Source organism: Ruegeria sp. H9 (genome assembly GCF_056532915.1).
The window spans coordinates 275826-300284 of record NZ_JBQFNX010000003.1 but is presented as its reverse complement, the minus strand read 5'-3'; the positions used below and the strand labels follow the sequence as shown (position 1 = coordinate 300284).

The window sequence follows — 24459 nt, the reverse complement described above, 5'->3', positions numbered from 1 at the left end:
AAGGGAAATAGCCTGCTTGACCGCCCGGAGCAAACCTACAATGCCCCAACCTTGCGTGATTCTGCCGGTTTGATTTGCGACTGAAGCATTCTGGCCATAAAATGCCTTATATTTTGCATTTGCTGTTAGCAGAGGACCGATCTCCATGGTCAAGAAACATATTCTTACATCGACGCGCCGGGGATTCCTGGCCGGTGCAACCGCCAGCTTGGCCTCGCCTGCGTTGGCTCAGTATATTCCGGGCGACCCGCTACGCCCCGCCCCGGAACCGGAAGCTCCGGTACGCCGCAATGTGTCGGGATTCCGTGCGCTGGACTGGCAGCCCTATTTTTCGAACACAAGAAACGGCGCCATTCTGGTGGATACCGTATCCAGAGCGCTGCATTATTGGTCAGATGATCAATCCGTATACAAACTGTACCCCTCTTCGGTGCCTCTGACCGAGGAATTGACCCGTCGCGGACGCACCAGTGTCATTCGCAAGGTGGAAGGCCCAAGCTGGTCACCGACGCCATCGATGAAGAAGCGCAACCCTGAATGGCCGGACTATATTCCGCCGGGTCCCGATAACCCGCTGGGAACACACGCTTTATATCTGAGCTGGAAGTATTATCGCATCCATGGCACCCACGATACGCGTAAAATTGGACGCCGGTCGTCGAACGGGTGCATTGGCTTGTTCAACGATGACATCGCCGAACTGTTTTCTATGGCCAAGGTCGGCACGCAAGTGTTGCTAATTTGACGACATTTTCGCGCACGAACCCGCTTGCGGGACAAGTTGCAATTGCAATCCGCCTGCATTGCTGATTAGAAAAACTCACGAGGTAAGTCTTAGATGCGTGGTTTCGCTATTGGGAATCGCGCAAATTCTGGAGGTTAATATGAAGAAACTCGTTCTCGCTGCTGCTCTGACCGCTGCTGCTTCGACCGCATATGCTGGCAACCTGGAAGAGCCGGTTGTTGAAGCACCTGTTGTTGTCGAAGAGACCCAAGGTTCGTCGCAGGGCATCATCCTGCCGCTGATCCTGCTGGTTGTTGTTGCCGCAGCTGTTGCAGCAAGCTAAGTCGACGAGACTTTATGCACTTAAAAGGCGGTGGTGCAAACCACCGCCTTTTTTCGTGTCTGGTGAAAGCGCGCGATTAGTCTAACCAACCACGCAGATTGTCTTCGATCACTTTAATCAGCGCGGCGATATGCGAATCATCGTCGTTAAGGCAAGGGATATAGGTAAACGATTCACCACCTGCCTCTTCGAAGCTCTCTTTGATCTCTTCGTTGATCTCTTCCAGCGTCTCAATGCAATCGGCAGAGAAGGCAGGTGCGATGACGGCGATGTTCTTCTTACCCTGACGCGCCAGATCAGCCACGTGATCAACGGTGTAGGGCTTCAGCCATTCTTCCGGTCCAAAGCGCGATTGAAAGGTCGAGATCAGCTGATCATCCGTCCATCCCAGACGCTCTTTCAGTAGCCTTGATGTTTTCACGCATTGGCAGTGGTAGGGGTCCCCTTGCTGCAAATAACGCTGGGGCATCCCGTGATACGAGCAGACCAAGACATCCGGTTTTGTCTCCATATCTGCATAGGCGCGCTCGACAGAGCTCGCCAACGCATCGATATAGGCAGGTTCGTCGAAATAGGCCGGAACAGTTCGGCTGGCAGGCTGCCATGACTCTTTCATCAACGCGCGGAAGAACTGATCATTTGCTGTGGCAGTCGTGGCACCGGCGTATTGCGGGTAGAGCGGGAAGAACAGGATGCGATCACAGCCTTCTTCTACCATCTCCCGGACCTTCGACGGAGTTGAAGGATTGCCGTAGCGCATGCAAAAATCCAGCATCACCCGATCGCCATACCGCTGCTGCATCGCTGCGCGCAGCTTGGCAGTCTGATCTTTGGTGATCGTCATCAACGGGCTTTCGCCCTTATCGTGATTCCAGATTGACTTGTACGCCTCACCCGAACTGAAAGGCCGCTTGGTCAGAATGATGCTTTGCAGAATCGGCTGCCACTTCCACGCCGGGTAGTCGATCACGCGCTTGTCCGACAGGAACTCGTTCAGATACCGCCGCATAGGCCAATAACTGTAGTCATCTGGAGTTCCCAGATTAGCCAGCAGGATGCCGACGCGGCCCATCTTGACCTTGGGATGGTCTGCAGGGGCATGGGTTGGACGAGTGGCATCAAACATTGAAAGCTTCCTGATTTGTGGTGTCTGGCCTGAGATATAGGGAAAAGGCCGGTCGTCAATCGGGCAGTTTGCCCTCATCCGTACCTAGCGCATCAGCCAGCCGCATCTTGGCGGATCCCGGACGCAAAGGTTTGGGTTGGCTGTCATCGGGGGCCCAGCCCGTCAGACAGATCAGTTCAAAGGTTGCCGTCAGGCGGCCCTGTGGCGATGCGTAATGCCCGGCGTAGATGTCCTGCGCTTTGTCAAAAACAGCGCGTCGGGTCGGGTGTTTCAGGCGATCCGCCAAAGCGTTGGTTTCCCCCATCGCACGCAGATCACGCATCAGATGCACCAGATCGCGATATTCTGCGGACAGCGTCGCCTTGTCGGCGACCGGCAAAGCCAGCCCGGCCCGTTGTAGCAGCCCCCCCAGATCACGAAGCTCGGCCATAGGAGCAATACGGGGGCTGAGACCGCCAGTCACCTCGATCTCGGCTTGACCCAAGGCCGCGCGTAATTCCTGAAGGGTGTCACCCCCCAAACATACCGCCAGTAGCAATCCATCGGGTTTCATGGCGCGATGGCATTGGATCAGTTGCCCGACCGGGTCGTTTGCCCAATGCAGCGCCATCGCATGTATCACGAGATCATGCGCACTTGGCGTCAAGTCGAGAACATCTTCATCCCCAATTACCCGAGCCTCGGGCCACAACCCCTCCCAGATATGGGGGAAGGGGGTCACGACGGCGGGCGCCTTAAAGGTTTTGTTAACCATGGACAGACGATCCTGCACTTCGTCGACAGCGGCACGGTGCAGGAAAAGCGCCTCGTCCCGCACGCGGCTGCGGTGAAGCGCAAGGACGGCGCGGTCAAACGGAGAGGGTGTAGTGTCGGACGGAAGCTTCATAAGCCGCAAGTATCGCATTCGTCAGGGGATTCAAACCGCTGTCGAGATGATCTACCCACCGCGTTGCCTGTCCTGCGGAGCACTGACCGAATCCGATTTCGGCCTCTGCGGTGTGTGCTGGCGGGATACGCCGTTCATCGGTGGCACCGTCTGCGAAAGCTGCGGCATGCCACTTCCCGGCGCGCAGGACGGACACCGGATTGAATGTGATGACTGCCTCAGGGCACCACGCGCGTGGCAGCATGGTCGGGCAGCGTTGCTGTATCAGGGGCGCGCGAAGGCACTTATACTTGCCTTTAAGCACGGGGATCGGCCTGAGTTGGCCCGCCCTGCCGCACGCTGGATGGCTCAAGCCGGGCAAGAGCTGTTGCACCCGAACATGCTGATCGCGCCGGTTCCGCTGCACTGGACCCGGCTGATCAAGCGTCGCTACAATCAATCGGTGCTGCTGGCGGGGCATCTGGGCCGGGAAGCGGAGTTGAGTGTATGCCCCGATCTTCTGGTACGCACGGTACGCACCCCTGTTCTGGATGGAAAAACTGCGGTTGAGCGATCCCTTGCGCTGTCCAACGCCATATCCCTGCACCGAAAACGTGCACCCATGATCAGAGGCCGGGATATTCTTCTGGTCGATGATGTTATGACCTCGGGTGCGACCTTGGACGCCTGCGCGCGTGTCTGTCGCGCGTCAGGGGCAAATCATATTTTCGTGTTGGTACTGGCGCGCGTTGCCAAGGATGCCTAATTCGCCCAAGAATGTGCGAAACCCAAAGGGACGGAATATGAAGCCGGTAGAAATCTACACCTCGCCGCTGTGCGGCTTTTGTCATGCGGCCAAGCGGTTGCTGAAACAGAAAGGCGTCGAATTCAAGGAAATCGACGTGCTGATGCATCCGAAACGCAAACCTGAAATGATCCAGCGCGCGGCAGGAAAACGCACTGTGCCGCAGATTATTGTGGGCACCACCCATGTTGGTGGGTGCGACGATCTTTACGAGCTTGAACGTCAGGGCAAGCTGGATCGCCTGCTGGCGGCTTGATGAAAACCGCTTTGCTGCAGATCACCGCGTCGGATGATCCGACCGAGAATCTGGACATGGTGCGAACCATGATGGCCGATGCGGCTGCGCAAGGTGCGCAGTTCATTCTGACGCCTGAAGTCACGAATTGCGTCTCAACCAGCACCACTCGGCAGCGCGAGGTTTTGCAGCATGAAGAGGACGATATCACTCTGGCGGGCCTTGGCGAACAGGCCGCCAATTTGGGTGTTTGGCTGCTGATCGGGTCACTAGCGATCAAAACGCATGATACCGATGGCCGCTTTGCCAACCGTAGCTTCATGATCGACCCGCAGGGGCAGATCGTGGCGCGGTATGACAAGATTCACATGTTCGACGTGCAGGTCACGGAATCCGAGACCTTCCGCGAATCGAAGAACTACCGCCCCGGTCAGAAAGCGGTGATTGCCGACACCGATTTCGGTAAAGTCGGCCTGACCATCTGCTATGATATTCGATTTCCCTACCTGTATGCCGCTTTGGCGCAGGCGGGCGCGCGGATTCTCACCGTCCCAGCGGCGTTTTCGCCGGTCACCGGTGCGGCCCATTGGGAAGCACTGCTGCGCGCGCGGGCCATTGAGACCGGTTGCTGGGTGCTGGCTCCGGCACAAACGGGTGAGCACCCTAAAACTCGCGGCAAGACGCGATATACACACGGCCACAGTATGGTTGTCGCCCCGTGGGGAGAGGTGCTGATCGACGCAGGCACCGATCCGGGCATTCACTTTTTTGATTTGGATGATAGGTCTGTTACAGAGGCGCGACGACGCGTGCCGTCACTAACACATGTCCGCCCCTTTGACGGACCCTGATCCAGAACCGGACCATGACTGACGAAAAAAATGCCCTTGCGGTCACGCTGTTCAGCGAGATCCTGACCGCCGATCAGCTATTGCGCAACCGGCTGAGCCGGGTGCTGCCCAAGGGCATGGAAATCTCGCATTTCTCGGTGCTGAACCATCTGGTGTTTGTCGGCGACGAGCGCACCCCGGCGCAACTTGCCAACACGTTCCATGTGACGCGCGGAGCGATGACCAACACTTTGGCCAAGCTGGAATGGGCCGGTTATATCCACATCCGCCCCGACTGGGACGACGCCCGCCGCAAGATGGTCGCCATCAGCCCCGCAGGCCGACGCGCACGCGATCAGGCGATTTCCTCGATTGCCCCGCTGATCAACCGCGTGGTCGGAGAGCTGGGGCTGGAGCGGGTGCGCAGCACGCTGCCCGTGCTACGGGATTTGCGGTTGCAGTTGGAGGGGGAGTAGGGGCTTTACGCCAACTGCGCCAAAGGATCGTAAAAGATGACGGATGAAATTTGGGTTTCAGACATTACCGTCGGGATGGACCTGCAGAGGCCATTCCGGGCTCTTGTCCCCGATGATTTTCCTGAAGAACCAAGTGAACGCTTCAAGGCCTTCAGGTGGCAACCCGGATCAGGTTATCATGCGAATCTGTATCGTTGGCAGCGCCACGGGGAGCCGCTGGAGCAGCAGGATATCTTGCCGGATTTCTTTCAAGAGGTTGCTCCTGAAGATCATGATTTTGAGCCTCACTACGGGAAGTATTCTCCTGTAATCACTTTGTTTGGAATTCTGGCGATCCGATCAGATGTGGCTGATATCCTCAAAAATCTCGAATTAGGGCAAGGGGGGCTTTATCCCGTCAACCTGTTCGAAAGAGACAAGATCACACCGATTGAGCAGGACTACTCGATCCTGTGGATCGCAAACAAATCCGGCACGCTGAACATTGCTGAGTCAAAAAGTCTTCGGCGAGCCCGACCCGACCGGGATGACCTTTTTCGACTTCCTGAATGGAAGGATGCCAAGCCCGGGGACGTTGTCTGCAATGCAGATGCGGCGTCCGGGATCGACATTTGGCGCGACCCGGGCGTACCACATCGCGTTTTTCTAAATGGGCATCTCAAACACTCGTTGGACGAAGCTGGTTTTGCCTCAGCGTTTTACCTTCACCGTTTAGCCTTAAAATAATCAAGCGTAGGATGGGTTTTAACCCATCGCTTAAGATCGAAAACGCTTGCAAGATGGGTTGAAAACCCATCCTACCTAGGCTTCACACTCGCCGTCACGTAATTCACGCTCAAATCCCGGTCCGAGATCGACCAGCTCCACAGGATCGGGTTGAAGACGAACCCCTTGCGGTCCACCGGATCCAGCCCGGCCTGGCGCAGCAGGTCGAACAGCTCATCCGGGGTGATGAACTTGTTCCACTCGTGCGTGCCGCGCGGCAGCCAACGCATGACGACCTCGGCCCCGATGATGGCCATCGCGTAGGATTTTGGGTTGCGGTTGATGGTTGAGCAGATCAGTAACCCGCCCGGTTTCAGCAATTGCTGCGATGCGGTCAGGAAACCCAACGGATCAGCGACGTGTTCGACCACTTCCATATTCAGCACCACATCGAACCGTTCGCCTGCGGCGGCCATGTCTTCGGCGGTAGTGTGGCGGTAGTCGATCTGCAGCCCCGATTGCTCGGCATGGATGCGGGCGACAGGCAGGTTGCCTTCGGCGGCGTCGGCGCCCACGACCGTGGCGCCCAAACGCGCCATCGGTTCGCTCAATAACCCGCCGCCGCAGCCGATATCCAGCAGGCGCAAGCCTTCGAAGGGACGCGGAGCTTTCAGATCACGGTCGAACTCGCCTGCGATCTGCTGTGTGATATAATCCAGGCGACACGGATTCAGCATGTGCAGAGGTTTGAATTTCCCATGCGGGTCCCACCATTCTGCGGCCATCGCCTCGAATTTTGCGATCTCGGACGGGTCAACCGTGTTCGGATGCGCTTGCATTCCTGTCTCCGTGTGCTCTTTTACGCTTAAGGACTATATAGGGCCGTAATGGATAAGTACCCGGACCAAAAGCGCGCAGTTCAATATCTTTACCCGCCGATCGATCCGTTCGATCAGCGCGTGGTCGATATGGGCGATGGGCACCGTATTTATGTGGAACAATGCGGTAATCCCAATGGGATACCAGTGGTGATCCTGCACGGCGGGCCGGGCGGCGGCTGCAGCCCGGCGATGCGACGGTATTTCAACCCGGATGCCTATCGGGTGATTCTCTTTGATCAGCGCGGATGTGGCCGATCGCGGCCAACTGCGTCGGTCGAAAACAACACGACATGGCATCTGGTGGCGGATATCGAGCGTCTGCGCAAATTGTTCGACATCGAAGATTGGATCGTCTTTGGCGGTAGCTGGGGCGCGACACTGGCGTTGATCTATGCCCAAACACATCCGGATCGGATAAATCGGCTGGTATTGCGCGGCGTGTTTCTGGCCACACAGGCCGAGCTGGACTGGTTTTATGGCGGTGGTGCGGGCAAATTCTGGCCTGAACAATGGGCCAAGTTCACCTCTCTCTTGCCCGAACATGAAGTAAATGACGCAATTTCGGCCTACAACAAGCGCCTGTTTTCGGGCGACCGCGCGACCGAGATCCTCTATGCCCGCGCGTGGTCACATTGGGAAAACGCTTTGGCTTCGATCCACACCAATGGTTCGGTTGGGGAAAGTCCCGGCGAATACGCGCGAACTTTTGCGCGGCTTGAGAATCACTATTTCACGAACAAGGCGTTTCTTGAGTATGACGGGAAAATTCTGGATCAGATGGACCGGATTGCCCATATTCCCGGTCACATCGTTCAGGGACGCTATGACATGATCTGCCCACCGCAGGCTGCATGGAACCTGTCCGAGCGCTGGCCCAATGCCGAACTGAAGATGGTGCGGCAAGCCGGTCACGCCCTGTCAGAACCGGGCATCAGCGCGGAACTGGTTCGGATCATGGATCGCGTGTCGGAGGAAACGGTATGACTCGCATCGACCGTCGCGCATTATTTGCCTCGGGCGCCGCCGCCGCTTTGCTGGCGGCGACAGGAGCGTCTCTGGCCGATACGCCGAAACAGGGTGGCACCTTGCGGCTGGCGGTGCCACGCGACAACAGTCTGGAACAGGTGGCTCGGGGCGCAGTCTTTGACAGCCTGACCGAGATCGCGCCTGATGGTACCCTGCGCGGAGAGCTGGCTACAAATTGGCAGACCGATGCTTATGCGCGGGTCTGGAACTTTGACCTGCGCGATGATGCTGTGTTCCACGATGGCACCAAGCTGGACGTGAACGATGTTCTAGCTGTTCTGGAAGATATTGGTCAGGCCGAGGCCATTGCACCTGATCGTGTGCAGTTGCAATTGGCTGAGGGTAACCCGGGACTACCATTCTTGCTGGCTGGGTCACGGTTTGTCATTGCGCGAGGGGGCGTGACGCCACTGGCTCAGGCCAACGGCACAGGATGCTACCGGGTTGAGCGGGCCGAGGATGAACGTCATTTCCGCGCACGGAGGGTGTCCAATCACTACAAAAGCGGAACGGCAGGATGGGTTGATACGCTTGAGATTATCGTGATCCCGGACGCCGGGGTGCGGGCCGAAGCATTGCGCGATGGATATGTAGATATCGCAGCGCTCCCGGCTGGTGAGGAGCTGACCGCGCAACGCGGGCTGCGATATCATCCGTCTGAGGCCGAGATGGCGTTGGCAATGGCCTCTCATGTCGGTATGCCGCGCCAGATCAGCCGGGCTGCGCTGGATGATGGGCGCATCGCCGAACGGTGGTGGCTGGCGTAAATTTGATCACGATTTGCGCCGGGGGTTGCAGACTCAGGAACTCCTGCGTATATGCAGTTGCAACAGCGGCGCGTCGGACTTCTGGTCCGGGGCTCCACCGGAAAATTCGACGGGCCGCGCGCCCGTTTTTTTGTGCCCGATAGCAGGGTAGAGAACCTGAATGACAAACGACCTGATAGCCAAAGCTGCCATCGACCGGCGACTGGCCGAGATCATCACCCCTGTGATCGAGGATCTGGGGTATGAGCTTGTCCGCATTCGGCTGATGAGCGGCAAGACCACCACGATGCAGATTATGGCAGACAAGCCCGATGGCGGCATCGAAGTGGATGACTGCGCCGAGATTTCCAATGCGGTCAGCGCCACGCTGGATGTCGAAGACCCCATTTTGGACGCCTACACGCTTGAAGTTTCCAGCCCTGGAATTGACCGTCCTCTGACCCGTCTCAAAGATTTTGAGACGTTCGAAGGGTATGAGGCCAAGATCGAAACCGCAGAACTGATCGACGGTCGCCGCCGCTTCAAGGGCGAATTGGCCGGGATCGAAGGGGATGAGGTTCTGATCAACATCCCTGAGGGGGATGAGACGATCACTATCGGTTTGCAGTTTGACTGGCTGAGCGATGCCAAGCTGGTCCTGACCGATGACCTGATCAAGGAAATGCTGCGCCAGCGCAAAGATGCTGGTGCCCTGAACGAGAACGCTTTCGACGAGATTGAGACCGAAGGGTCCGAAGAGGAGACGAACTGATGGCAATCACCTCAGCCAACCAGCTGGAGCTGCTGCAGACCGCCGAGGCCGTGGCCCGCGAAAAGATGATCGACCCCGGTCTGGTTGTCGAAGCGATGGAAGAATCGCTCGCCCGTGCCGCCAAGAGCCGTTACGGCGCCGAGATGGACATCCGCGTCAGCATCGACCGCAAGACCGGCAAGGCGACCTTCACCCGCGTCCGCACCGTGGTCGAGGATGAAGAGCTTGAGAACTATCAGGCCGAGATGACCGTCGAGCAGGCGCGCCAGTACATGGAATCGCCCGAGGTTGGTGACGTCTTCGTTGAAGAAGTCCCGCCCGTGGAAATGGGCCGGATTGCAGCTCAGTCCGCCAAGCAGGTCATCCTGCAGAAGGTTCGCGAAGCCGAGCGTGATCGTCAGTACGAAGAATTCAAGGATCGTGCCGGCACCATCATCAACGGTGCGGTCAAGCGTGAAGAGTTCGGCAATGTGATCGTCGATCTGGGCGGTGCCGAGGCCGTTCTGCGCCGCAATGACAAGATCGGTCGCGAAAGCTATCGCCCGAACGACCGTGTGCGCGCCTATATCAAAGAGGTTCGCCGCGAGGTTCGTGGCCACCAGATATTCCTGTCGCGCACTGCGCCGGAATTCATGGCCGAGCTGTTCAAGATGGAAGTACCAGAAATCTATGACGGCATCATCGAGGTCAAGGCCGTTGCTCGTGATCCCGGCTCGCGCGCCAAGATTGCCGTGATTTCTTATGACGGCTCGATTGACCCCGTCGGCGCTTGTGTTGGTATGCGCGGCAGCCGCGTGCAGGCCGTGGTAAACGAGCTGCAGGGAGAGAAAATCGACATCATCCCGTGGAACGAAGATCAGCCGACTTTCCTTGTCAACGCTCTGCAGCCCGCCGAAGTTTCAAAGGTGGTTCTGGACGAAGAAGCTGGCAAGATCGAAGTTGTGGTTCCCGAGGAGCAACTGAGCCTCGCCATTGGCCGTCGTGGTCAGAACGTGCGTCTGGCCAGCCAGCTGACCAATCTGGACATCGACATCATGACCGAAGCCGAAGAATCGGCGCGCCGTCAGAAAGAATTCGAGGCTCGTACCCAGTTGTTCATGGAAACGCTGGATCTGGACGAATTCTTCGCTCAGCTGCTGGTTTCTGAAGGCTTCACCAACCTCGAAGAAGTGGCATACGTTGAAATCGACGAACTGCTGGTCATCGACGGTGTGGATGAAGGTACCGCGCAAGAACTTCAGACACGTGCACGCGAATTCCTGGAAGCTCAGGCCAAGGCGGCGCTGGATGCAGCCCGTGCGCTGGGTGCCGAGGACAGTCTTATTGAATTCGAGGGCCTGACACCCCAGATGGTAGAGGCGCTGGCCAAGGATGATGTGAAGACTCTGGAAGACTTCGCAACCTGCGCCGACTGGGAACTGGCCGGTGGCTGGACCACGGTCGATGGCGAACGCATCAAGGATGATGGTGTACTGGAGCCCTTCGGCGTGACGCTGGAAGAAGCGCAGGATCTGGTCATGACCGCGCGCATCATGCTGGGCTGGGTTGATCCGGCCGAGCTGGAGCAGGCCGAAGAAGACGGCGAAGCAACCGATGAGGAGGTCGAGGCCTGATCTCAGGCCTCGGGTGGCTGACATGGGTCGCGGTGGCGTCCATAAGGATCGGTCGGAAGGCCCTGAACGCAAGTGCATCGCCACGGGCGAGGTTCAGCCCAAATATGGCTTGATCCGCTTTGTGACGGGGCCGGATGGTCAGGTCTTTCCCGATGTCGCGGCGAAATTGCCGGGGCGTGGGGTTTACGTGGCGGCGGATCGTGCGGCGCTGGACAAGGCGGTGAACAAGAAACTGTTCTCGCGCGGGTTTAAGGCACAGGTGAGTGCCGCCAAGGACCTGACCGATGAGGTCGAGAAACAGGTGGCGCGTCGTGTGATCGAGCTGATCAGTCTGGCGCGCAAGTCCGGTGACGCGGTCGCCGGGTATGAAAAGGTCAAGTCGTGGCTGGACCGGGAAGAGGCCCAGGTGCTGATTCAGGCCTCAGATGGATCGGGGCGCGGCAAGTCGAAACTCAGCACGCCGCACTTCGGGAAATACATCGGCTGGCTGACCGCAGACGAGCTTGGGGCGGCATTTGGGCGCCAAACCGTGATTCATGCGGCCTTGGCCTCTGGCGGACTCGCCAAACGTGTTGTAGAGGAAGCGCAGCGCCTGCGTGGCTTGCGCGAAAAGGATGACGGCGGCAAGGGCCGCTCGGAAGGGTAAGAAGCTTTATGAGCGATAGTGACGGCAAAAAGACATTGGGTCTTCGTGGCGGGGCACGCCCCGGAAATGTGAAACAGAGTTTCAGCCACGGACGCACCAAGAATGTCGTGGTGGAGACCAAACGCAAACGCGTGGTCGTACCCAAGCCGGGCGCGACCAAACCAAGTGGTGGTGCGACACCTTCGGGTGATCCTTCGCGTCGCCCAGCGGGTATTTCCGATGCGGAAATGGCGCGTCGTATGAAGGCGTTGCAAGCCGCCAAAGCGCGCGAGGCTGAAGAGGCCGCTGCCCGTGAGGCGCAGGAAAAGGCGCGCGAAGAAGAACGCGCACGCCGCCGGGCCGAACAAGAGGCCAAGGAACGCGAGCAGCGTGAAGCTGAAGAGCGTGCCCGTGCCAAGGCCGAAGAGGAAGAACGCAAGCGTAAAGAGGCCGAGGAAGCAGCCCAGCGTGCTGCCGCAGCCCCGGCACCCGCCGAGCCCAAGGCCGCACGCAGCCCATCCAGCAAGCCTGCACCTGCTGCGGCACCGCGCAAGCAGGATCGCGAGCGTGAGCAGCGTGGCCGTGGCAAGGGCCGTGACGACAACCGCCGCTCGGGCAAGCTGACACTTGGTCAGGCCACTGGCGGCGAAGGCAATCGCCAACGCTCGATGGCCGCGATGAAGCGCAAGCAGGAGCGTGCGCGCCAGAAGGCCATGGGCGGCACGGTCGAGCGGGAAAAGGTGATCCGCGACGTTCAGCTGCCCGAGGCGATCATGGTCTCGGAACTGGCCAACCGTATGGCCGAGCGTGTCGCTGACGTTGTCAAATCGCTGATGCAGATGGGCATGATGGTCACGCAGAACCAGACCATCGATGCTGACACCGCTGAACTGATCATCGAAGAATTTGGCCACAAGGTCACGCGTGTGTCCGATTCGGACGTTGAAGACGTCATCAAAGAGGTCGAAGACAGCGATGACGATCTGCAGCCGCGTCCGCCGGTCATCACCATCATGGGTCACGTTGACCACGGCAAAACCTCGTTGCTGGATGCGATCCGCGACGCGCGTGTTGTTGCCGGCGAAGCTGGTGGCATCACCCAGCATATCGGCGCCTATCAGGTGAAAACCGATGGTGGCACCACGCTGACCTTCCTGGATACACCGGGACACGCGGCCTTTACCTCAATGCGCTCGCGCGGGGCTCAGGTCACGGATATCGTGGTTCTGGTTGTCGCCGCTGATGACGCGGTGATGCCGCAGACGATTGAGGCGATCAACCACGCCAAAGCGGCCGAAGTGCCAATGATCGTGGCGATCAACAAGATCGACAAGCCCGACGCGAACCCCGACAAAGTCCGCACTGACTTGTTGCAGCACGAAGTGATCGTCGAGAAGATGTCGGGTGAGGTTCAGGACGTTGAGGTCTCGGCCATGACTGGTCAGGGTCTGGACGAATTGCTGGAAGCCATTGCACTGCAGGCCGAGATTCTGGAACTGAAAGCCAACCCAGATCGCGCCGCCCAAGGTGCCGTGATCGAGGCGCAGCTGGATGTGGGCCGTGGCCCCGTCGCTACCGTTCTGGTTCAGAACGGCACGCTGCGTCAGGGCGATATCTTTGTCGTGGGTGAGCAGTACGGTAAGGTGCGTGCGCTGATCAACGACAAGGGCGACCGCGTCAAAGAAGCTGGCCCCTCGGTTCCGGTCGAGGTTCTGGGGCTCAACGGCACGCCCGAAGCAGGTGACGTTCTGAACGTGACCGAGACCGAAGCGCAGGCCCGTGAGATCGCTGCTTATCGTGAGCAAGCCGCCAAGGACAAACGCGCCGCCGCCGGTGCCGCGACCACCCTTGAGCAGCTGATGCAGAAGGCCAAGGAAGACGAAAACGTCACCGAGCTGCCTATTCTGATGAAAGCGGATGTGCAGGGCTCTGCCGAAGCCATCGTTCAGGCGATGGAGAAGATCGGCAATGACGAAGTGCGCGTACGTGTTCTACACTCGGGCGTTGGTGCGATCACCGAGACGGATGTCGGCCTGGCCGAAGCCTCCGGCGCTCCGATCTTTGGTTTCAATGTCCGTGCCAACGCATCGGCGCGGAATACCGCGAACCAGAAGGGCGTCGAGATCCGGTATTACTCGGTGATCTACGATCTGGTTGATGACGTGAAAGCAGCCGCATCGGGCCTGCTGAGCGCCGAGATTCGCGAAAAGTTCATCGGTTACGCCGAGATCAAAGAGGTCTTCAAGGTTACCGGTGTTGGCAAAGTTGCCGGCTGTCTGGTCACCGAAGGTGTTGCCCGCCGCTCGGCTGGCGTACGCCTGCTGCGCGACAACGTGGTGATCCACGAAGGCACGCTGAAGACCCTCAAGCGCTTCAAGGATGAAGTGGCCGAGGTTCAGTCGGGTCAGGAATGCGGTATGGCGTTCGAGAATTACGACGATATTCGCGCCGGCGACGTGATCGAGATTTTCGAACGCGAAGAGGTCACGCGTACGCTGGACTGATCCGGATCTAGAAAGAAACTTGAAACAGCGGCCCCACTAGGCCGCTGTTTTCATTTAGGTTAGTCCGTGCGCGACGACAGAAACGTGCCCGATGGCATGATGATGTCGAAGTGATGCTTGCCCTTCTGCAGATCGAAACTTACCGAATGTCCGGCCTTACGCAGCAATTCCGCATAGTCACGGCTTTGGCGGATGAACTCGGGCGTATCCCGCTCGGCGACGGTTACCCTGTAACGCGGTCCCGGTGCGGGCAGGTTGAGGCAGGGTGAGAGATCGTGAACCTCGACCTTGGTCAGCTGCAGTGGATCATTCACCGATGTCAGGCTTATCGGGACAAGGTCATATACCCCGCTGATCAGGATCACATTACGTACCCGCAGACCGGTCTGCGCAAACGCCTTTGAAGACGTCGCCATGACCATCGCGACCAGATGGGCGCCTGCACTATGGCCTGAAAGTGTGATGTTTGATGGATCAAAACCCAGTGTTTCGGCCTGTGACGCGAGCCACAACAAGGCGGTACGGCATTCGTCGACCATCTGCCCCAATCTGGCATCGGGGGCGAGCGTATAATTCAGCGTGGCAAAGGCTTGCCCGTTCTCATGCAATACCGGTGCCATAGGGGCCGACTCACGCTGGCTAAGCGCCTGCCAATAGCCACCATGAATAAAGACATGCAAAGGCGCGTTGGCGCCAGGTGCGGGGAAGAAATCTAGAACTTGCGTCGGGCTGTCGCCATAGGAACGGTTTTCGTGCATCCTAATTTCAGACCGTGCCTGTGCGCTGAGGGCAGAATAGCTGGCTAGATATGGCGTCAGATCACCGCCAATCATTGAGCTAGGGGAATACTCCTGCTCAAGCTCTTCTTGGGTGAATCCGCGATACAGCATGGCCTATTCCCCAGTATACATCAGTTCGGTTCGCACGTCGTAGAGGTCGTGGAAAAACCGCAACTCCAGCGCTTTGCGCAGGAAGGCCACGCCGCTAGATCCACCCGTTCCGGGCTGCATTCCGATCACGCGCTCAACCGCGGTTGCATGATCGAATCGCCACCTCTGGAACAGAGATTCCACATCCATCAGTTTTTCGGCCAGCGCGTAAAGATCCCAGTATTGCTCCGTGTTGCGGAACACTTCGACCCAGATTTTGACGATACGCGGATCGCCGGAGTAGGGCTTAGCGTAATCCCGCTCGATCAGATCATGCGGCACGTCAAACCCTTGCCGGGCCAGCATCCGCAGCACTTCGTCATAGAGCGAGGGTTTGGTAAGAGCCGCGTTCAGCATCTCCATCACTTCTGGGTCATGCGCATGCACTTTCAGGGTCTGGGGATCTTTGTTGCCCAGAATGAACTCGATTTGGCGATAGCCATAGCTTTGAAAGCCTGACGAACTGCCTAATGCGTCCCGAAACGTCATGTAGTCCGCGGGAGTCATAGTCAGTAGCGTCTCCCACGCGGCGATCAACTGCCGTTGGATCGCCTTGATCCGGTCGAGGTTCTTCATCGCGGGACCGAAATCGTCCTGCTGCAAGAACCGGCGGACTTCGACAAGTTGATGGTGCATCAGTTTCAGCCACAGTTCGCTGACCTGATGAATGATGATGAACAACATCTCATCAGGTTGGGCCGGGTCCTGAAAGGTCTTTTGCAGGTTCAGCAGAGTCTTAAGTTGCAGAAAATCCCCATAGCTTTTGCGGTGAGTTTCTGTGAAATCGGTGACCAGAGACTCTTCGATTCCCCGTTCTGTATACCTGTCTTTGTCGCCCATGTGCTCCTCCAGACGCGCGGGTTTATCCATGTTTAGGGACAAAACCCGCACGGTTCCAGAGCGTTAGGTCCAGTCCAGAACCACCTTGCCTGATTGACCGGATTTCATGGCCTTGAATCCCTGAGCAAAGTCATCGACCGCAAACTGGTGGGTGATTACGCGGCTGACATCCAGCCCGTTCTGCAACATGGCGATCATCTTGTACCAGGTCTCGAACATCTCGCGCCCATAGACACCCTTGATGGTGATAGCTTTGAACACGATACGCGACCAGTCCACCGGAGATTTTCCGGGCGGAATCCCCAACAGTGCGATCTTGCCACCCATAACCAGCGCTTCGACCATCTGGTCCAGCGCGGCTTGCGAGCCCGACATTTCAAGCCCGACATCAAAGCCCTGAGTCATGCCCAGTTCCGCGATGACATCCTGCAGATCCTCTTTGGACACATCAACGGTGCGTACCGTTGGTACCACGTGTTCGGCCAGTTTAAGGCGGTCGGGGTTGATATCGGTGATCACTACATGCCGGGCACCGGCGTGACGGGCAACGGCGGCGGCCATGATGCCGATAGGGCCTGCGCCAGTAATCAATACATCCTCGCCCAGCAGATCGAAGCTGAGTGCAGTGTGCACGGCATTACCCAGCGGGTCGAGGATCGCCCCGATCTCATCCGGTACGTCGTCAGGCAGGGGCACCACGTTAAAGGCAGGCAGTTTCAGGTATTGCGCAAAGGCACCCTGTTCATTCACACCGATACCGCGCGTGCCGGGATCAAGGTGGAACTTGCCCGCACGGCTCTGGCGGCTGTCAGGGGTGATCAGATGCCCCTCGCCTGAACAGCGCTGGCCGACAGTCATCCCTGTCACGTTGCGACCCAATTCAACAATTTCACCCGCGAACTCGTGGCCGGTGATCATCGGGATCGGCACGGTGGCCGCAGCCCATTCATCCCAGTTCCAGATATGAATATCCGTGCCGCAAATCCCGGTCTTGTTGATGCGGATCAGAACCTCGTCTGGGCCGATCTCGGGTACCGGGGCCTGCACCATCCACAGACCTTCCTGGGGCTTGGATTTCTCAAGGGCTTTCATCGTGTTGGGCCGCATCAGATTATCCCCAATTCTTTGCCGACCCTGCCAAATGCCGCGAGCGCCCGGTCTAATTCGTCTCGTGTTAGAGCCGCATTCATCTGCGTTCTGATTCGGGCCTGACCACGCGGCACGACAGGAAAGAAAAAGCCCGAAACATAGACGCCTTCGTCAAACAATCGCGATGCCATATCCTGCGCCAGGGTCGCTTCACCCAGCATGACCGGGATGATCGGGTGTTCGCCCGGAAGTAGGTCGAAGCCCAGATTCTCTAACCCGGCGCGCCAGTACTTGGCATTGCCGAACAATTGGGCGCGCAGCATGTCACCTTCTTCAACCAGACGGATTGCCTCAAGCCCTGCGGCAACGATGGACGGCGGCAGCGAGTTTGAGAACAGATAGGGCCGCGCCCGCTGCCGCAGCAGGTCGATCACTGGCTGCGGCCCGGCGATATAACCGCCGATTGCCCCCCCAAGTGCCTTGCCTAGAGTTCCCGTCAGAATATCCACGTCGACGCCGAAATGATCCGGCGTGCCCGCCCCGTTTGGCCCCATAAAGCCGGTGGCGTGGCAGTCATCGACCATCACGATGGCGTCGTATTTGTCGGCCAGCTCGCGAATCTTCGGCAGATTGGCCAGATAGCCGTCCATTGAGAACACACCATCGGTTGCGATCATGATATGCCGCGCCCCGTCCTCGCGTGCTTGTTTCAGCCACGCTTCGAGGTCGTTCATGTCGTTGTTCATGTAGCGATAGCGTTTTGCCTTGCACAGCCGTACCCCGTCGATGATCGAGGCATGATTTAGACTGTCAGAGATGATGGCGTCTTCAGGCCCTAACAAAGGCTCAAACAACCCGCCATTGGCGTCGAAGCAGGCAGCGAACAGAATTGAATCGTCCTTGTTCAGGAACTTTGCCAGCTTCTGCTCAAGTTCACGATGAATGTCCTGCGTACCGCAGATGAACCGGACCGAGGCCATGCCGAACCCCTTGGGCTCCATGACGCCTTTGGCGGCGTTGATCAGCGCGGGGTGATCGGCCAAACCCAGATAGTTGTTGGCGCACAAGTTGATCACCTGCTTGTCGCCCACCGTAATCTCACCGCCCTGAGGCGAGGTGATCATTCGTTCGCGCTTGTACAGACCCTCTGCCTCAATCTGCGCGAGTGTATCCGAAATATGAGACAGGAATGCATCAGCCATGGCGACCTCCGTTAATCTGAGTCGCATGTCTAACATAGCGGATGAAATTCCCAAATAGGAGAATTACAGTATTTGGGAAAAATATCCGTGAAGGCGGAATCTTGCCCGTTCAGGCGTTTTTTACGATCAGGAAAACGCGGGCCGGGTTTTCAGCGCTTATCGAATGCGTAATATCGGCGGCATACCGGGCGGTATCCCCTTGTTTCAGATCGCTGGATGCCGTTCCCGAAGTGACACGGACGGCGCCTTCCAGCACAGTCAGTTGCTCCCGTGCGCCGCGCGCATGAGGCTGGCTGTTCAGGCTCCCATTGGCCTGAAACTGAATATCATAGACCTCGTGTCCTCCGGCCTCTTCGGGGGGAGAGAGGATGCGAATCCGGCATTTCTCGCCCATATTGTCGATACTGGGCACTTCTGCTTGACGCAGCACTTCGATCTGGTCGGTCGTTTTGGCGTCTTCTAAAAGTCCGGCGAAATCCACCTGCAGAGCGCGTGTCAGGTTCCAAAGAGTCGAAATTGTGGGGCTGCTTTCGCCACGCTCGATCTGGCTGACCATAGAACGGGAGACGCCGCTGAGGTTGGCGACCGCCTCAAGCGACAGGCCTTTGGCGCGGCGCGCCTCTTTCAATCGGGCGGGCAGGCGCGTCAGAATATCGTCTGTGTTTTCCGTCATGACGGAATCCATGGGTGTTGCGCAACGTAATGTCAATTCCGGCGTGACAGTGAGTCTAATATGAAGATCATGCTGCAGGTGCATAATGGGCGCGAGACTTGGAGGAGAAAACATGACGGACATAGTAATACTGGACGGTGCGCGCACAGCCATCGGGACCTTTGGCGGTGCGTTGGCCTCGACCGCTCCGATCGATCTGGCGACCGTGGCGACCGAGGCGGCAATGGAGCGTTCGGGCGTTGAAGGCGCGCAGATTGATCATGTTGTCTTTGGTCATGTGATCAACACCGAACCGCGCGACATGTATCTGTCGCGAGTCGCCGCAATGCAGGCGGGTATTCCGAACGGGACTCCGGCGATGAACGTGAACCGGCTGTGCGGTTCGGGGGCGCAGGCAGTAGTGTCGGCGGTGCAGGCGCTGATGCTAGGCGATGCCGAGTTTGCCGTGGCGGGCGGTGCCGAAAGCATGTCGCGCAGCCCTTATGTCATACCGCAGGCCCGTTGGGGGGCGAAGATGGGCGATGTCAAATCGCTCGACATGATGCTGGGCGCGTTGAACTGCCCATTCGGCACCGGGCATATGGGGGTGACTGCCGAGAATGTGGCGGATGAACACCAGATCAGCCGCGAACAGATGGACGCGTTTGCGCTGACCAGCCAGACCCGTGCGGCTGCGGCGATTGAGGCCGGGTATTTCGACAGCCAGATCGCGCCGGTGCAGGTCAAGGTCAAGCGCGACATGGTCGACTTCAAGGTCGATGAACATCCCAAGGCCACCACTGCCGAGGCGCTGGCCGGATTGCGCCCGGTATTCCAGAAAGATGGGCGGGTGACGGCGGGCAACGCCTCGGGCATCAATGACGGCGCGGCGGCGATGGTGTTGGCGACAGCGGATGCTGCAGAAAAGGCGGGTTTGAAACCCAAAGCGCGCGTGATTGGCTATGCCCATGCCGGCGTGCGACCCGAGGTGATGGGCATCGGCCCGGTTCCAGCTGTGCAGAACCTGTTCGCAAAAACGGGTTTGTCTGCGGATGATTTCGACGTGATCGAAAGCAACGAGGCGTTTGCGGCGCAAGCTCTGGCCGTCAATCAGGAATTGGGTCTGGACGCTGCAAAGGTGAATCCGAACGGTGGGGCTATTGCACTGGGCCATCCGGTGGGCGCCACAGGGGCGATTATCACGCTTAAGGCATTGTATGAGTTGGAGCGTATTGGCGGATCGAAAGGTCTGATCACCATGTGCATCGGCGGAGGTCAGGGGATTGCCCTCGCCATCGAGCGGCTCTGAGTCGGACCGGGGCAAGGGGGGCTGTCTGCCCCCCATCGCGCCGGGGCGCGATTCCCCCCGAAGGTATTTTTGGCCAGATGAAGCGGTCGGGTTGGTTTAGCTGAGTGCGAAGATGACAAGCGTCGCGGCTATGCCTGCGGCCGCGCCGATCGCTGCTGGCAGAAGGTTTGCGATGAAACCCGGGGTCTTTGGGTCGTCTTTTTGGGTCTGGGCAATCAGGACATTTTCCACCAGACCGGGCAAGCGGGGGCCGAAACGGGCAAGCACCAGGGCGGTTTTACCAAAATCGCGCAGGGCGGCGCGGGGGCCGATGGATTGTTTGATGTAATCCTCGACCACCGGTCGGGCGACCTCCCAGATGTTCATGTGATCATCAAGCGAGCGGGCGACGCCTTCGACCACCACCATGGTGCGTTGCAGCAGGATCAGCTCGGTGCGGGTTTCCATGCCAAAGCGTTCAGTGACTTCGAACAGGTAGCTCAGCAGCCGACCCATCGAGATATGGGTGGCGTCCATGCCGAAGATCGGCTCACCTACCGCGCGCAAGGCGCGGGCGAATTCGTCGACGTCCTGATTGGCAGGCACATAGCCTGCTTCGAAATGGACTTCAGCCACGCGTTTATAGTCGCGGCGGATGAAACCAAAGAGAATCTCGGCATATACCCGGCGAGTATATTCATCGATATGACCCATGATGCCGTAGTCATAGGCGATGATGTCCCCGTTTGCAGCGACCTTGAGGTTGCCTTGGTGCATGTCGGCGTGAAAATAGCCGTCGCGTAGCGCGTGCAATAGGAACAGGCGGAGCACGCGCTCAGCCAGATCGCGGCGATTATGTCCGGCAGCGTCCAGCGCGTTGTTATCTCCCAAGGGAATGCCATCAGCCCAGCTGAGCGTCATGACGCGGCGGGCGGATAGCGACCAGACCACCGGAGGCAACCAGAATCCGGCATCATCCTTGGTATTGGCAGCGTATTCCGAGGAGGCGGCACTTTCCAGACGCAGGTCCAACTCGCCGCGTACTACGCCGTCGAAATGCTCGATCACTTCCATCGGGCGTAGTCGGCGCGCTCCGGGGGCGCAAAGTTGTACCATACGCGCGGCGAAATAGAACGCGTCTACATCCTTGCGGAAGGCGCGCTCGATACCCGGTCTCAGGACTTTGACAGCAACGTCTTCGCCTGTGCTGGTCAGCTTGGCCTTGTGAACCTGAGCAATCGAGGCAGCGGCGATGGGTTCACTGAACTCACTGAATATCTCTGACGTCGGTTGGCCTAACTCTTTCTCGACCTCTGCCATTGCTTCAGCTTTGGAAAAGGGCGGCAGCTTGTCTTGCAGAACACGCAGTTGCTCGGCCAGTTCATTTCCCACCACGTCGGGGCGGGTCGAAAGCACCTGCCCGAATTTGATGTAAGCCGGACCCAATGCGGTCAGGGCACGGGTGGCGGGCGGCATCTCGGGGTCGCCCTTGTAGCCCAGCCATTGGAACGGTTTGCCCAGCGTATGCGCCAGAATACGTACGGCGCGCGGCGCTTCAAACGCGTCCAGCACCACATTCATGGCACCGGTGCGTTCCAGCGTGGCGCCCGTCCGGACCAGGCGAATGATGTTGTGGGGGCCGCGCATCTAGATCTTCCAGCCAGAATGCAGTGCGGCAATGCCCATGCTCAGGTTGCGGTATTTGGCGTTTTCGAATCCGGCGGTGCGGACCATGTTCAGGAATGTCTCCTGGTCTGGGAACTTGCGGATCGATTCCACAAGGTACTGATAGCTGTCGTAGTCGTTGGCGATCAGCTTGCCCATACGCGGGATGACATTGAAACTGTAGAGGTCGTAAAGCTTCTGCAGCCCGTCATTGGGTAACTGGCTGAACTCAAGCACCATCAGACGACCACCGGGCTTCAGAACGCGATTGGCCTCGTTCAGCGCCTCTTGCGGGCGGGTGACATTCCGGATGCCGAAGGAGATGGTGTAGACATCGAAGGTGTTATCCTCGAAGGGCAGCGCCATCGCATCGCCCACCACCCAATTCAGGCTGTCGGACATCTGGTCGGCCTCGGCGCGCTGGCGGCCTTCGACCAGCATCGGCTCGGTCAGGTCCAGCACGGTAGCATGGCCGTGGCCTGCGCGCTTCAGAAAGCGGAACGAGATATCGCCGGTGCCGCCCGCCACATCCAGAAGCCGCTGACCGGCGCGCGGGGCAAGCCAGTCCATCATCGCGTCTTTCCAGACCCGGTGGATGCCCATCGACATCACGTCGTTCATCACGTCGTATTTCGAGGCGACCGAATTGAACACGCCCTGTACGCGGCCGGCTTTTTCAGCCTCGCGCACGGTTTCGAACCCGAAATGGGTGGTCTTGTCGTTTGTGTCGGACATTTGCCTTGCCGTTTGTCGAATTTCGCCTCTGTTATAGGGCGATAAGAGGCGGGCACAATGCGGCCCTTTGGAATAGGAGCCCTGTAATGCCCGAATTGCCCGAGGTCGAGACAGTAAGACGCGGCCTGAGCCCTGCAATGGAGGGCGCAGTGATCGAAAGGGCGGATGTGAATCGCCCCGATTTGCGTTGGCCTTTCCCGGCTCGCATGGCCGAGCGGCTGACGGAGCAACGGGTGGATCGGCTGCGGCGACGGTCGAAGTACATTCTGGCGGATCTCAGCAGTGGCGAGACGTTGTTGATCCATCTGGGCATGTCGGGGCGGATGACGGTCTCTGGCGATCCGCTCGGACAGTATGCGCATGAGCATCCGATGGCGCAGAAACATGATCACGTGGTGTTACATATGGCTAATGGCGCACGCATCACCTTCAACGATCCGCGCCGGTTCGGGGCAATGGACCTGCTGCCGACGGCAACGGCGGAGCAGCACAAGCTGCTATCGGTTCTGGGACCTGAACCGTTGGGTAATGATTTTCACGAACAGCACCTGATAGACGCCTTCAAAGGCAAGAACAGCCCGGTCAAATCGGCGTTGTTGGATCAGGGAATCGTTGCCGGTTTGGGTAATATTTACGTCTGCGAAGCGCTTTATCGCGGCAAGGTGTCGCCACGTCGCAAAGCGGGACAGATTTCTGCGCCACGCGTTGCGGCCCTTGTGCCGATCATCAGAAAAGTGTTGCAGGACGCGATTGAAGCGGGTGGGTCATCGCTGCGCGATTTCCGCCAAGCCGATGGAGAACTTGGATATTTTCAACACAGTTTCGACGTCTACGGCCGCGAAGGAGAGCCTTGTCGAACTGAGGGTTGTGGCGCTGAAATCAAGAGAATCACCCAGTCCGGTCGCTCATCCTTCTATTGCGCGCAATGCCAAAGATAACTTGATCCAGCGAAATCGCGTGATAAGGAATCGTACCTGAACGGAACAACCGGAAGCTTACACCTCATGGCTTTTGAGACGATCATCGTCGAAATCGAAGACCACGTCGCCCTTATCAAGCTCAACCGCCCCGATGCGATGAACGCGCTGAACACCCAGTTGCTGGGTGAGCTGTGCGAGGCGCTGGAAGATGCGGATAGCAATGACAAAGTGCGCTGCATCGTCATCACCGGCTCGGACAAGGCCTTTGCCGCCGGTGCGGACATCAAGGAAATGTCCGAGATGAGTTTTGTCGATGTATTCGACGTCAATCTGTTTGCAGACGCCAACGATAGGGTTTCCGCGATCCGTAAACCTATTATCGCCGCCGTTGCCGGTTACGCGCTGGGCGGCGGCTGTGAACTGGCGATGCTGTGCGATTTCATCATCGCTGCCGACACCGCCAAGTTCGGCCAGCCCGAGATCAATCTGGGCGTCATCGCGGGGCTTGGTGGCAGTCAGCGTCTGACCCGCTTCGTTGGTAAGTCCAAATCGATGGACATGAACCTGACAGGCCGCTTCATGGACGCTGAAGAGGCCGAGCGCGCCGGATTGGTCAGTCGTGTCGTGCCCGCCAAAAAGCTGATCGAAGAGGCAACCGGTGCGGCGCAGAAGATTGCAGAGAAATCGCAGATCACGGCCATCGCGGCCAAAGAGGCTGTGAACCGCAGCTATGAGCTGCCGCTGAGCGAAGGCATGCTGTTTGAGCGTCGGGTGTTCCATTCGATGTTCGCGACAGAGGACCAGAAAGAAGGCATGGCCGCGTTTCTGGAAAAACGTGCGGCTCAGTTCCGCGACAAGTGATC

General features: G+C 58.3%; 26 protein-coding genes. 16 read left to right on the top strand and 10 right to left on the bottom strand.

The annotated features are described in order from the left end of the window. The first annotated feature begins 145 nt into the window (after positions 1–145). Together ACR0CZ_RS15660 and ACR0CZ_RS15655 are read left to right on the top strand one after the other, a co-directional pair. Positions 146–745, top strand: coding sequence for a L,D-transpeptidase (locus ACR0CZ_RS15660; protein ID WP_170395325.1), 600 nt, complete (start codon positions 146–148; stop codon positions 743–745). A 139-nt stretch (positions 746–884) separates the two neighbouring features. Beyond that, positions 885–1067 carry a hypothetical protein gene (locus ACR0CZ_RS15655; protein ID WP_010442520.1) on the top strand — a complete coding sequence of 61 codons (183 nt, stop codon included), beginning with the start codon at positions 885–887 and terminating at the stop codon, positions 1065–1067. A gap of 76 nt (positions 1068–1143) precedes the next feature. On the opposite strand, the gene hemH is transcribed toward ACR0CZ_RS15655, so the two are convergent. Continuing rightward, complete coding sequence (gene hemH, locus ACR0CZ_RS15650) at positions 1144–2193, bottom strand: ferrochelatase (RefSeq protein WP_170395328.1); 1050 nt, start codon at positions 2191–2193, stop codon at positions 1144–1146. Between the two features lie 55 nt (positions 2194–2248). Beyond that, the gene (locus ACR0CZ_RS15645) at positions 2249–3079 is read right to left on the bottom strand and encodes a methyltransferase domain-containing protein (protein ID WP_170395331.1); all 831 of its coding nucleotides are present in this window, start codon (positions 3077–3079) and stop codon (positions 2249–2251) included. Here ACR0CZ_RS15645 and ACR0CZ_RS15640 point away from each other — a divergent pair. The 5 genes from ACR0CZ_RS15640 to ACR0CZ_RS15620 are packed head-to-tail and all read left to right on the top strand — an operon-like array spanning position 3060 to position 6130. After that, positions 3060–3824 carry a double zinc ribbon domain-containing protein gene (locus ACR0CZ_RS15640; protein WP_480537188.1) on the top strand — a complete coding sequence of 255 codons (765 nt, stop codon included), beginning with the start codon at positions 3060–3062 and terminating at the stop codon, positions 3822–3824. The genes ACR0CZ_RS15645 and ACR0CZ_RS15640 overlap by 20 nt on opposite strands. A 37-nt stretch (positions 3825–3861) precedes the next feature. Further along, positions 3862–4119, top strand: a complete 258-nt coding sequence (gene grxC / locus ACR0CZ_RS15635) for a glutaredoxin 3 (RefSeq protein WP_480537187.1) — start codon at positions 3862–3864, stop codon at positions 4117–4119. After that, the gene (locus ACR0CZ_RS15630) at positions 4119–4949 is read left to right on the top strand and encodes a carbon-nitrogen hydrolase family protein (RefSeq protein WP_170395337.1); all 831 of its coding nucleotides are present in this window, start codon (positions 4119–4121) and stop codon (positions 4947–4949) included. The genes grxC and ACR0CZ_RS15630 overlap by 1 nt, the downstream gene beginning before the upstream one ends. Positions 4950–4963: 14 nt before the next feature. Further along, positions 4964–5404 (top strand): MarR family winged helix-turn-helix transcriptional regulator, encoded by a 441-nt coding sequence (locus tag ACR0CZ_RS15625; protein ID WP_170395340.1) that lies wholly within the window; start codon positions 4964–4966, stop codon positions 5402–5404. A gap of 36 nt (positions 5405–5440) precedes the next feature. Continuing rightward, positions 5441–6130 (top strand): hypothetical protein, encoded by a 690-nt coding sequence (locus ACR0CZ_RS15620; RefSeq protein WP_170395342.1) that lies wholly within the window; start codon positions 5441–5443, stop codon positions 6128–6130. Positions 6131–6201: 71 nt separating this feature from the next. Here ACR0CZ_RS15620 and ubiG read toward each other — a convergent pair whose 3' ends face one another. Further along, entirely contained in the window at positions 6202–6948 is a 747-nt protein-coding gene (gene ubiG, locus ACR0CZ_RS15615) for a bifunctional 2-polyprenyl-6-hydroxyphenol methylase/3-demethylubiquinol 3-O-methyltransferase UbiG (RefSeq protein WP_170395345.1), read from the bottom strand. 48 nt (positions 6949–6996) lie between these two features. Between ubiG and pip the strand changes: the two genes are divergently transcribed. The 6 genes from pip to infB all read left to right on the top strand — a co-directional run bounded on the left by pip (position 6997) and on the right by infB (position 14276). Continuing rightward, positions 6997–7974, top strand: coding sequence for a prolyl aminopeptidase (pip, locus tag ACR0CZ_RS15610; protein ID WP_170395348.1), 978 nt, complete (start codon positions 6997–6999; stop codon positions 7972–7974). Then, positions 7971–8783: an ABC transporter substrate-binding protein gene (locus ACR0CZ_RS15605; protein WP_170395350.1), complete on the top strand. Its 813-nt coding sequence runs from the start codon at positions 7971–7973 to the stop codon at positions 8781–8783. The genes pip and ACR0CZ_RS15605 overlap by 4 nt, the downstream gene beginning before the upstream one ends. A gap of 160 nt (positions 8784–8943) precedes the next feature. Then, positions 8944–9534, top strand: a complete 591-nt coding sequence (rimP, locus tag ACR0CZ_RS15600) for a ribosome maturation factor RimP (protein WP_010442531.1) — start codon at positions 8944–8946, stop codon at positions 9532–9534. Next, entirely contained in the window at positions 9534–11147 is a 1614-nt protein-coding gene (nusA, locus tag ACR0CZ_RS15595; RefSeq protein ID WP_170395353.1) for a transcription termination factor NusA, read from the top strand. The genes rimP and nusA overlap by 1 nt, the downstream gene beginning before the upstream one ends. A gap of 22 nt (positions 11148–11169) precedes the next feature. Beyond that, positions 11170–11793 (top strand): RNA-binding protein, encoded by a 624-nt coding sequence (locus ACR0CZ_RS15590; RefSeq protein WP_170395356.1) that lies wholly within the window; start codon positions 11170–11172, stop codon positions 11791–11793. Positions 11794–11801: 8 nt separating this feature from the next. Next, positions 11802–14276 carry a translation initiation factor IF-2 gene (gene infB / locus ACR0CZ_RS15585; protein WP_170395359.1) on the top strand — a complete coding sequence of 825 codons (2475 nt, stop codon included), beginning with the start codon at positions 11802–11804 and terminating at the stop codon, positions 14274–14276. Positions 14277–14335: 59 nt separating this feature from the next. Here infB and ACR0CZ_RS15580 read toward each other — a convergent pair whose 3' ends face one another. The 5 genes from ACR0CZ_RS15580 to ACR0CZ_RS15560 form a co-directional block, all read right to left on the bottom strand. Next, a complete protein-coding gene (locus ACR0CZ_RS15580) occupies positions 14336–15166 on the bottom strand; it encodes an alpha/beta hydrolase (protein WP_170395361.1) in 831 nt (276 codons plus the stop codon). A 3-nt stretch (positions 15167–15169) separates the two neighbouring features. After that, positions 15170–16045 carry a tryptophan 2,3-dioxygenase gene (locus tag ACR0CZ_RS15575; RefSeq protein ID WP_170396070.1) on the bottom strand — a complete coding sequence of 292 codons (876 nt, stop codon included), beginning with the start codon at positions 16043–16045 and terminating at the stop codon, positions 15170–15172. A 63-nt stretch (positions 16046–16108) separates the two neighbouring features. Continuing rightward, positions 16109–17137, bottom strand: coding sequence for an L-threonine 3-dehydrogenase (gene tdh, locus ACR0CZ_RS15570; protein WP_170396071.1), 1029 nt, complete (start codon positions 17135–17137; stop codon positions 16109–16111). A gap of 14 nt (positions 17138–17151) precedes the next feature. After that, a complete protein-coding gene (locus ACR0CZ_RS15565; RefSeq protein WP_170395363.1) occupies positions 17152–18336 on the bottom strand; it encodes a glycine C-acetyltransferase in 1185 nt (394 codons plus the stop codon). A gap of 109 nt (positions 18337–18445) precedes the next feature. Continuing rightward, positions 18446–19009 carry a helix-turn-helix domain-containing protein gene (locus ACR0CZ_RS15560; protein ID WP_170395365.1) on the bottom strand — a complete coding sequence of 188 codons (564 nt, stop codon included), beginning with the start codon at positions 19007–19009 and terminating at the stop codon, positions 18446–18448. Positions 19010–19121: 112 nt separating this feature from the next. Between ACR0CZ_RS15560 and ACR0CZ_RS15555 the strand changes: the two genes are divergently transcribed. Beyond that, complete coding sequence (locus tag ACR0CZ_RS15555) at positions 19122–20297, top strand: acetyl-CoA C-acyltransferase family protein (RefSeq protein ID WP_170465822.1); 1176 nt, start codon at positions 19122–19124, stop codon at positions 20295–20297. 96 nt (positions 20298–20393) lie between these two features. On the opposite strand, the gene ubiB is transcribed toward ACR0CZ_RS15555, so the two are convergent. Then, positions 20394–21923, bottom strand: coding sequence for a 2-polyprenylphenol 6-hydroxylase (gene ubiB, locus ACR0CZ_RS15550; RefSeq protein WP_480537185.1), 1530 nt, complete (start codon positions 21921–21923; stop codon positions 20394–20396). Further along, a complete protein-coding gene (gene ubiE / locus ACR0CZ_RS15545) occupies positions 21924–22676 on the bottom strand; it encodes a bifunctional demethylmenaquinone methyltransferase/2-methoxy-6-polyprenyl-1,4-benzoquinol methylase UbiE (RefSeq protein ID WP_170395371.1) in 753 nt (250 codons plus the stop codon). Positions 22677–22762: 86 nt separating this feature from the next. On the opposite strand from ubiE, the gene mutM reads away from it, so the two are divergent. Both mutM and ACR0CZ_RS15535 read left to right on the top strand, forming a co-directional pair. Further along, positions 22763–23614 carry a bifunctional DNA-formamidopyrimidine glycosylase/DNA-(apurinic or apyrimidinic site) lyase gene (mutM, locus tag ACR0CZ_RS15540; protein ID WP_170395373.1) on the top strand — a complete coding sequence of 284 codons (852 nt, stop codon included), beginning with the start codon at positions 22763–22765 and terminating at the stop codon, positions 23612–23614. 66 nt (positions 23615–23680) lie between these two features. Beyond that, positions 23681–24457, top strand: a complete 777-nt coding sequence (locus tag ACR0CZ_RS15535) for an enoyl-CoA hydratase (RefSeq protein WP_170395375.1) — start codon at positions 23681–23683, stop codon at positions 24455–24457. Positions 24458–24459 lie beyond the last annotated feature (2 nt).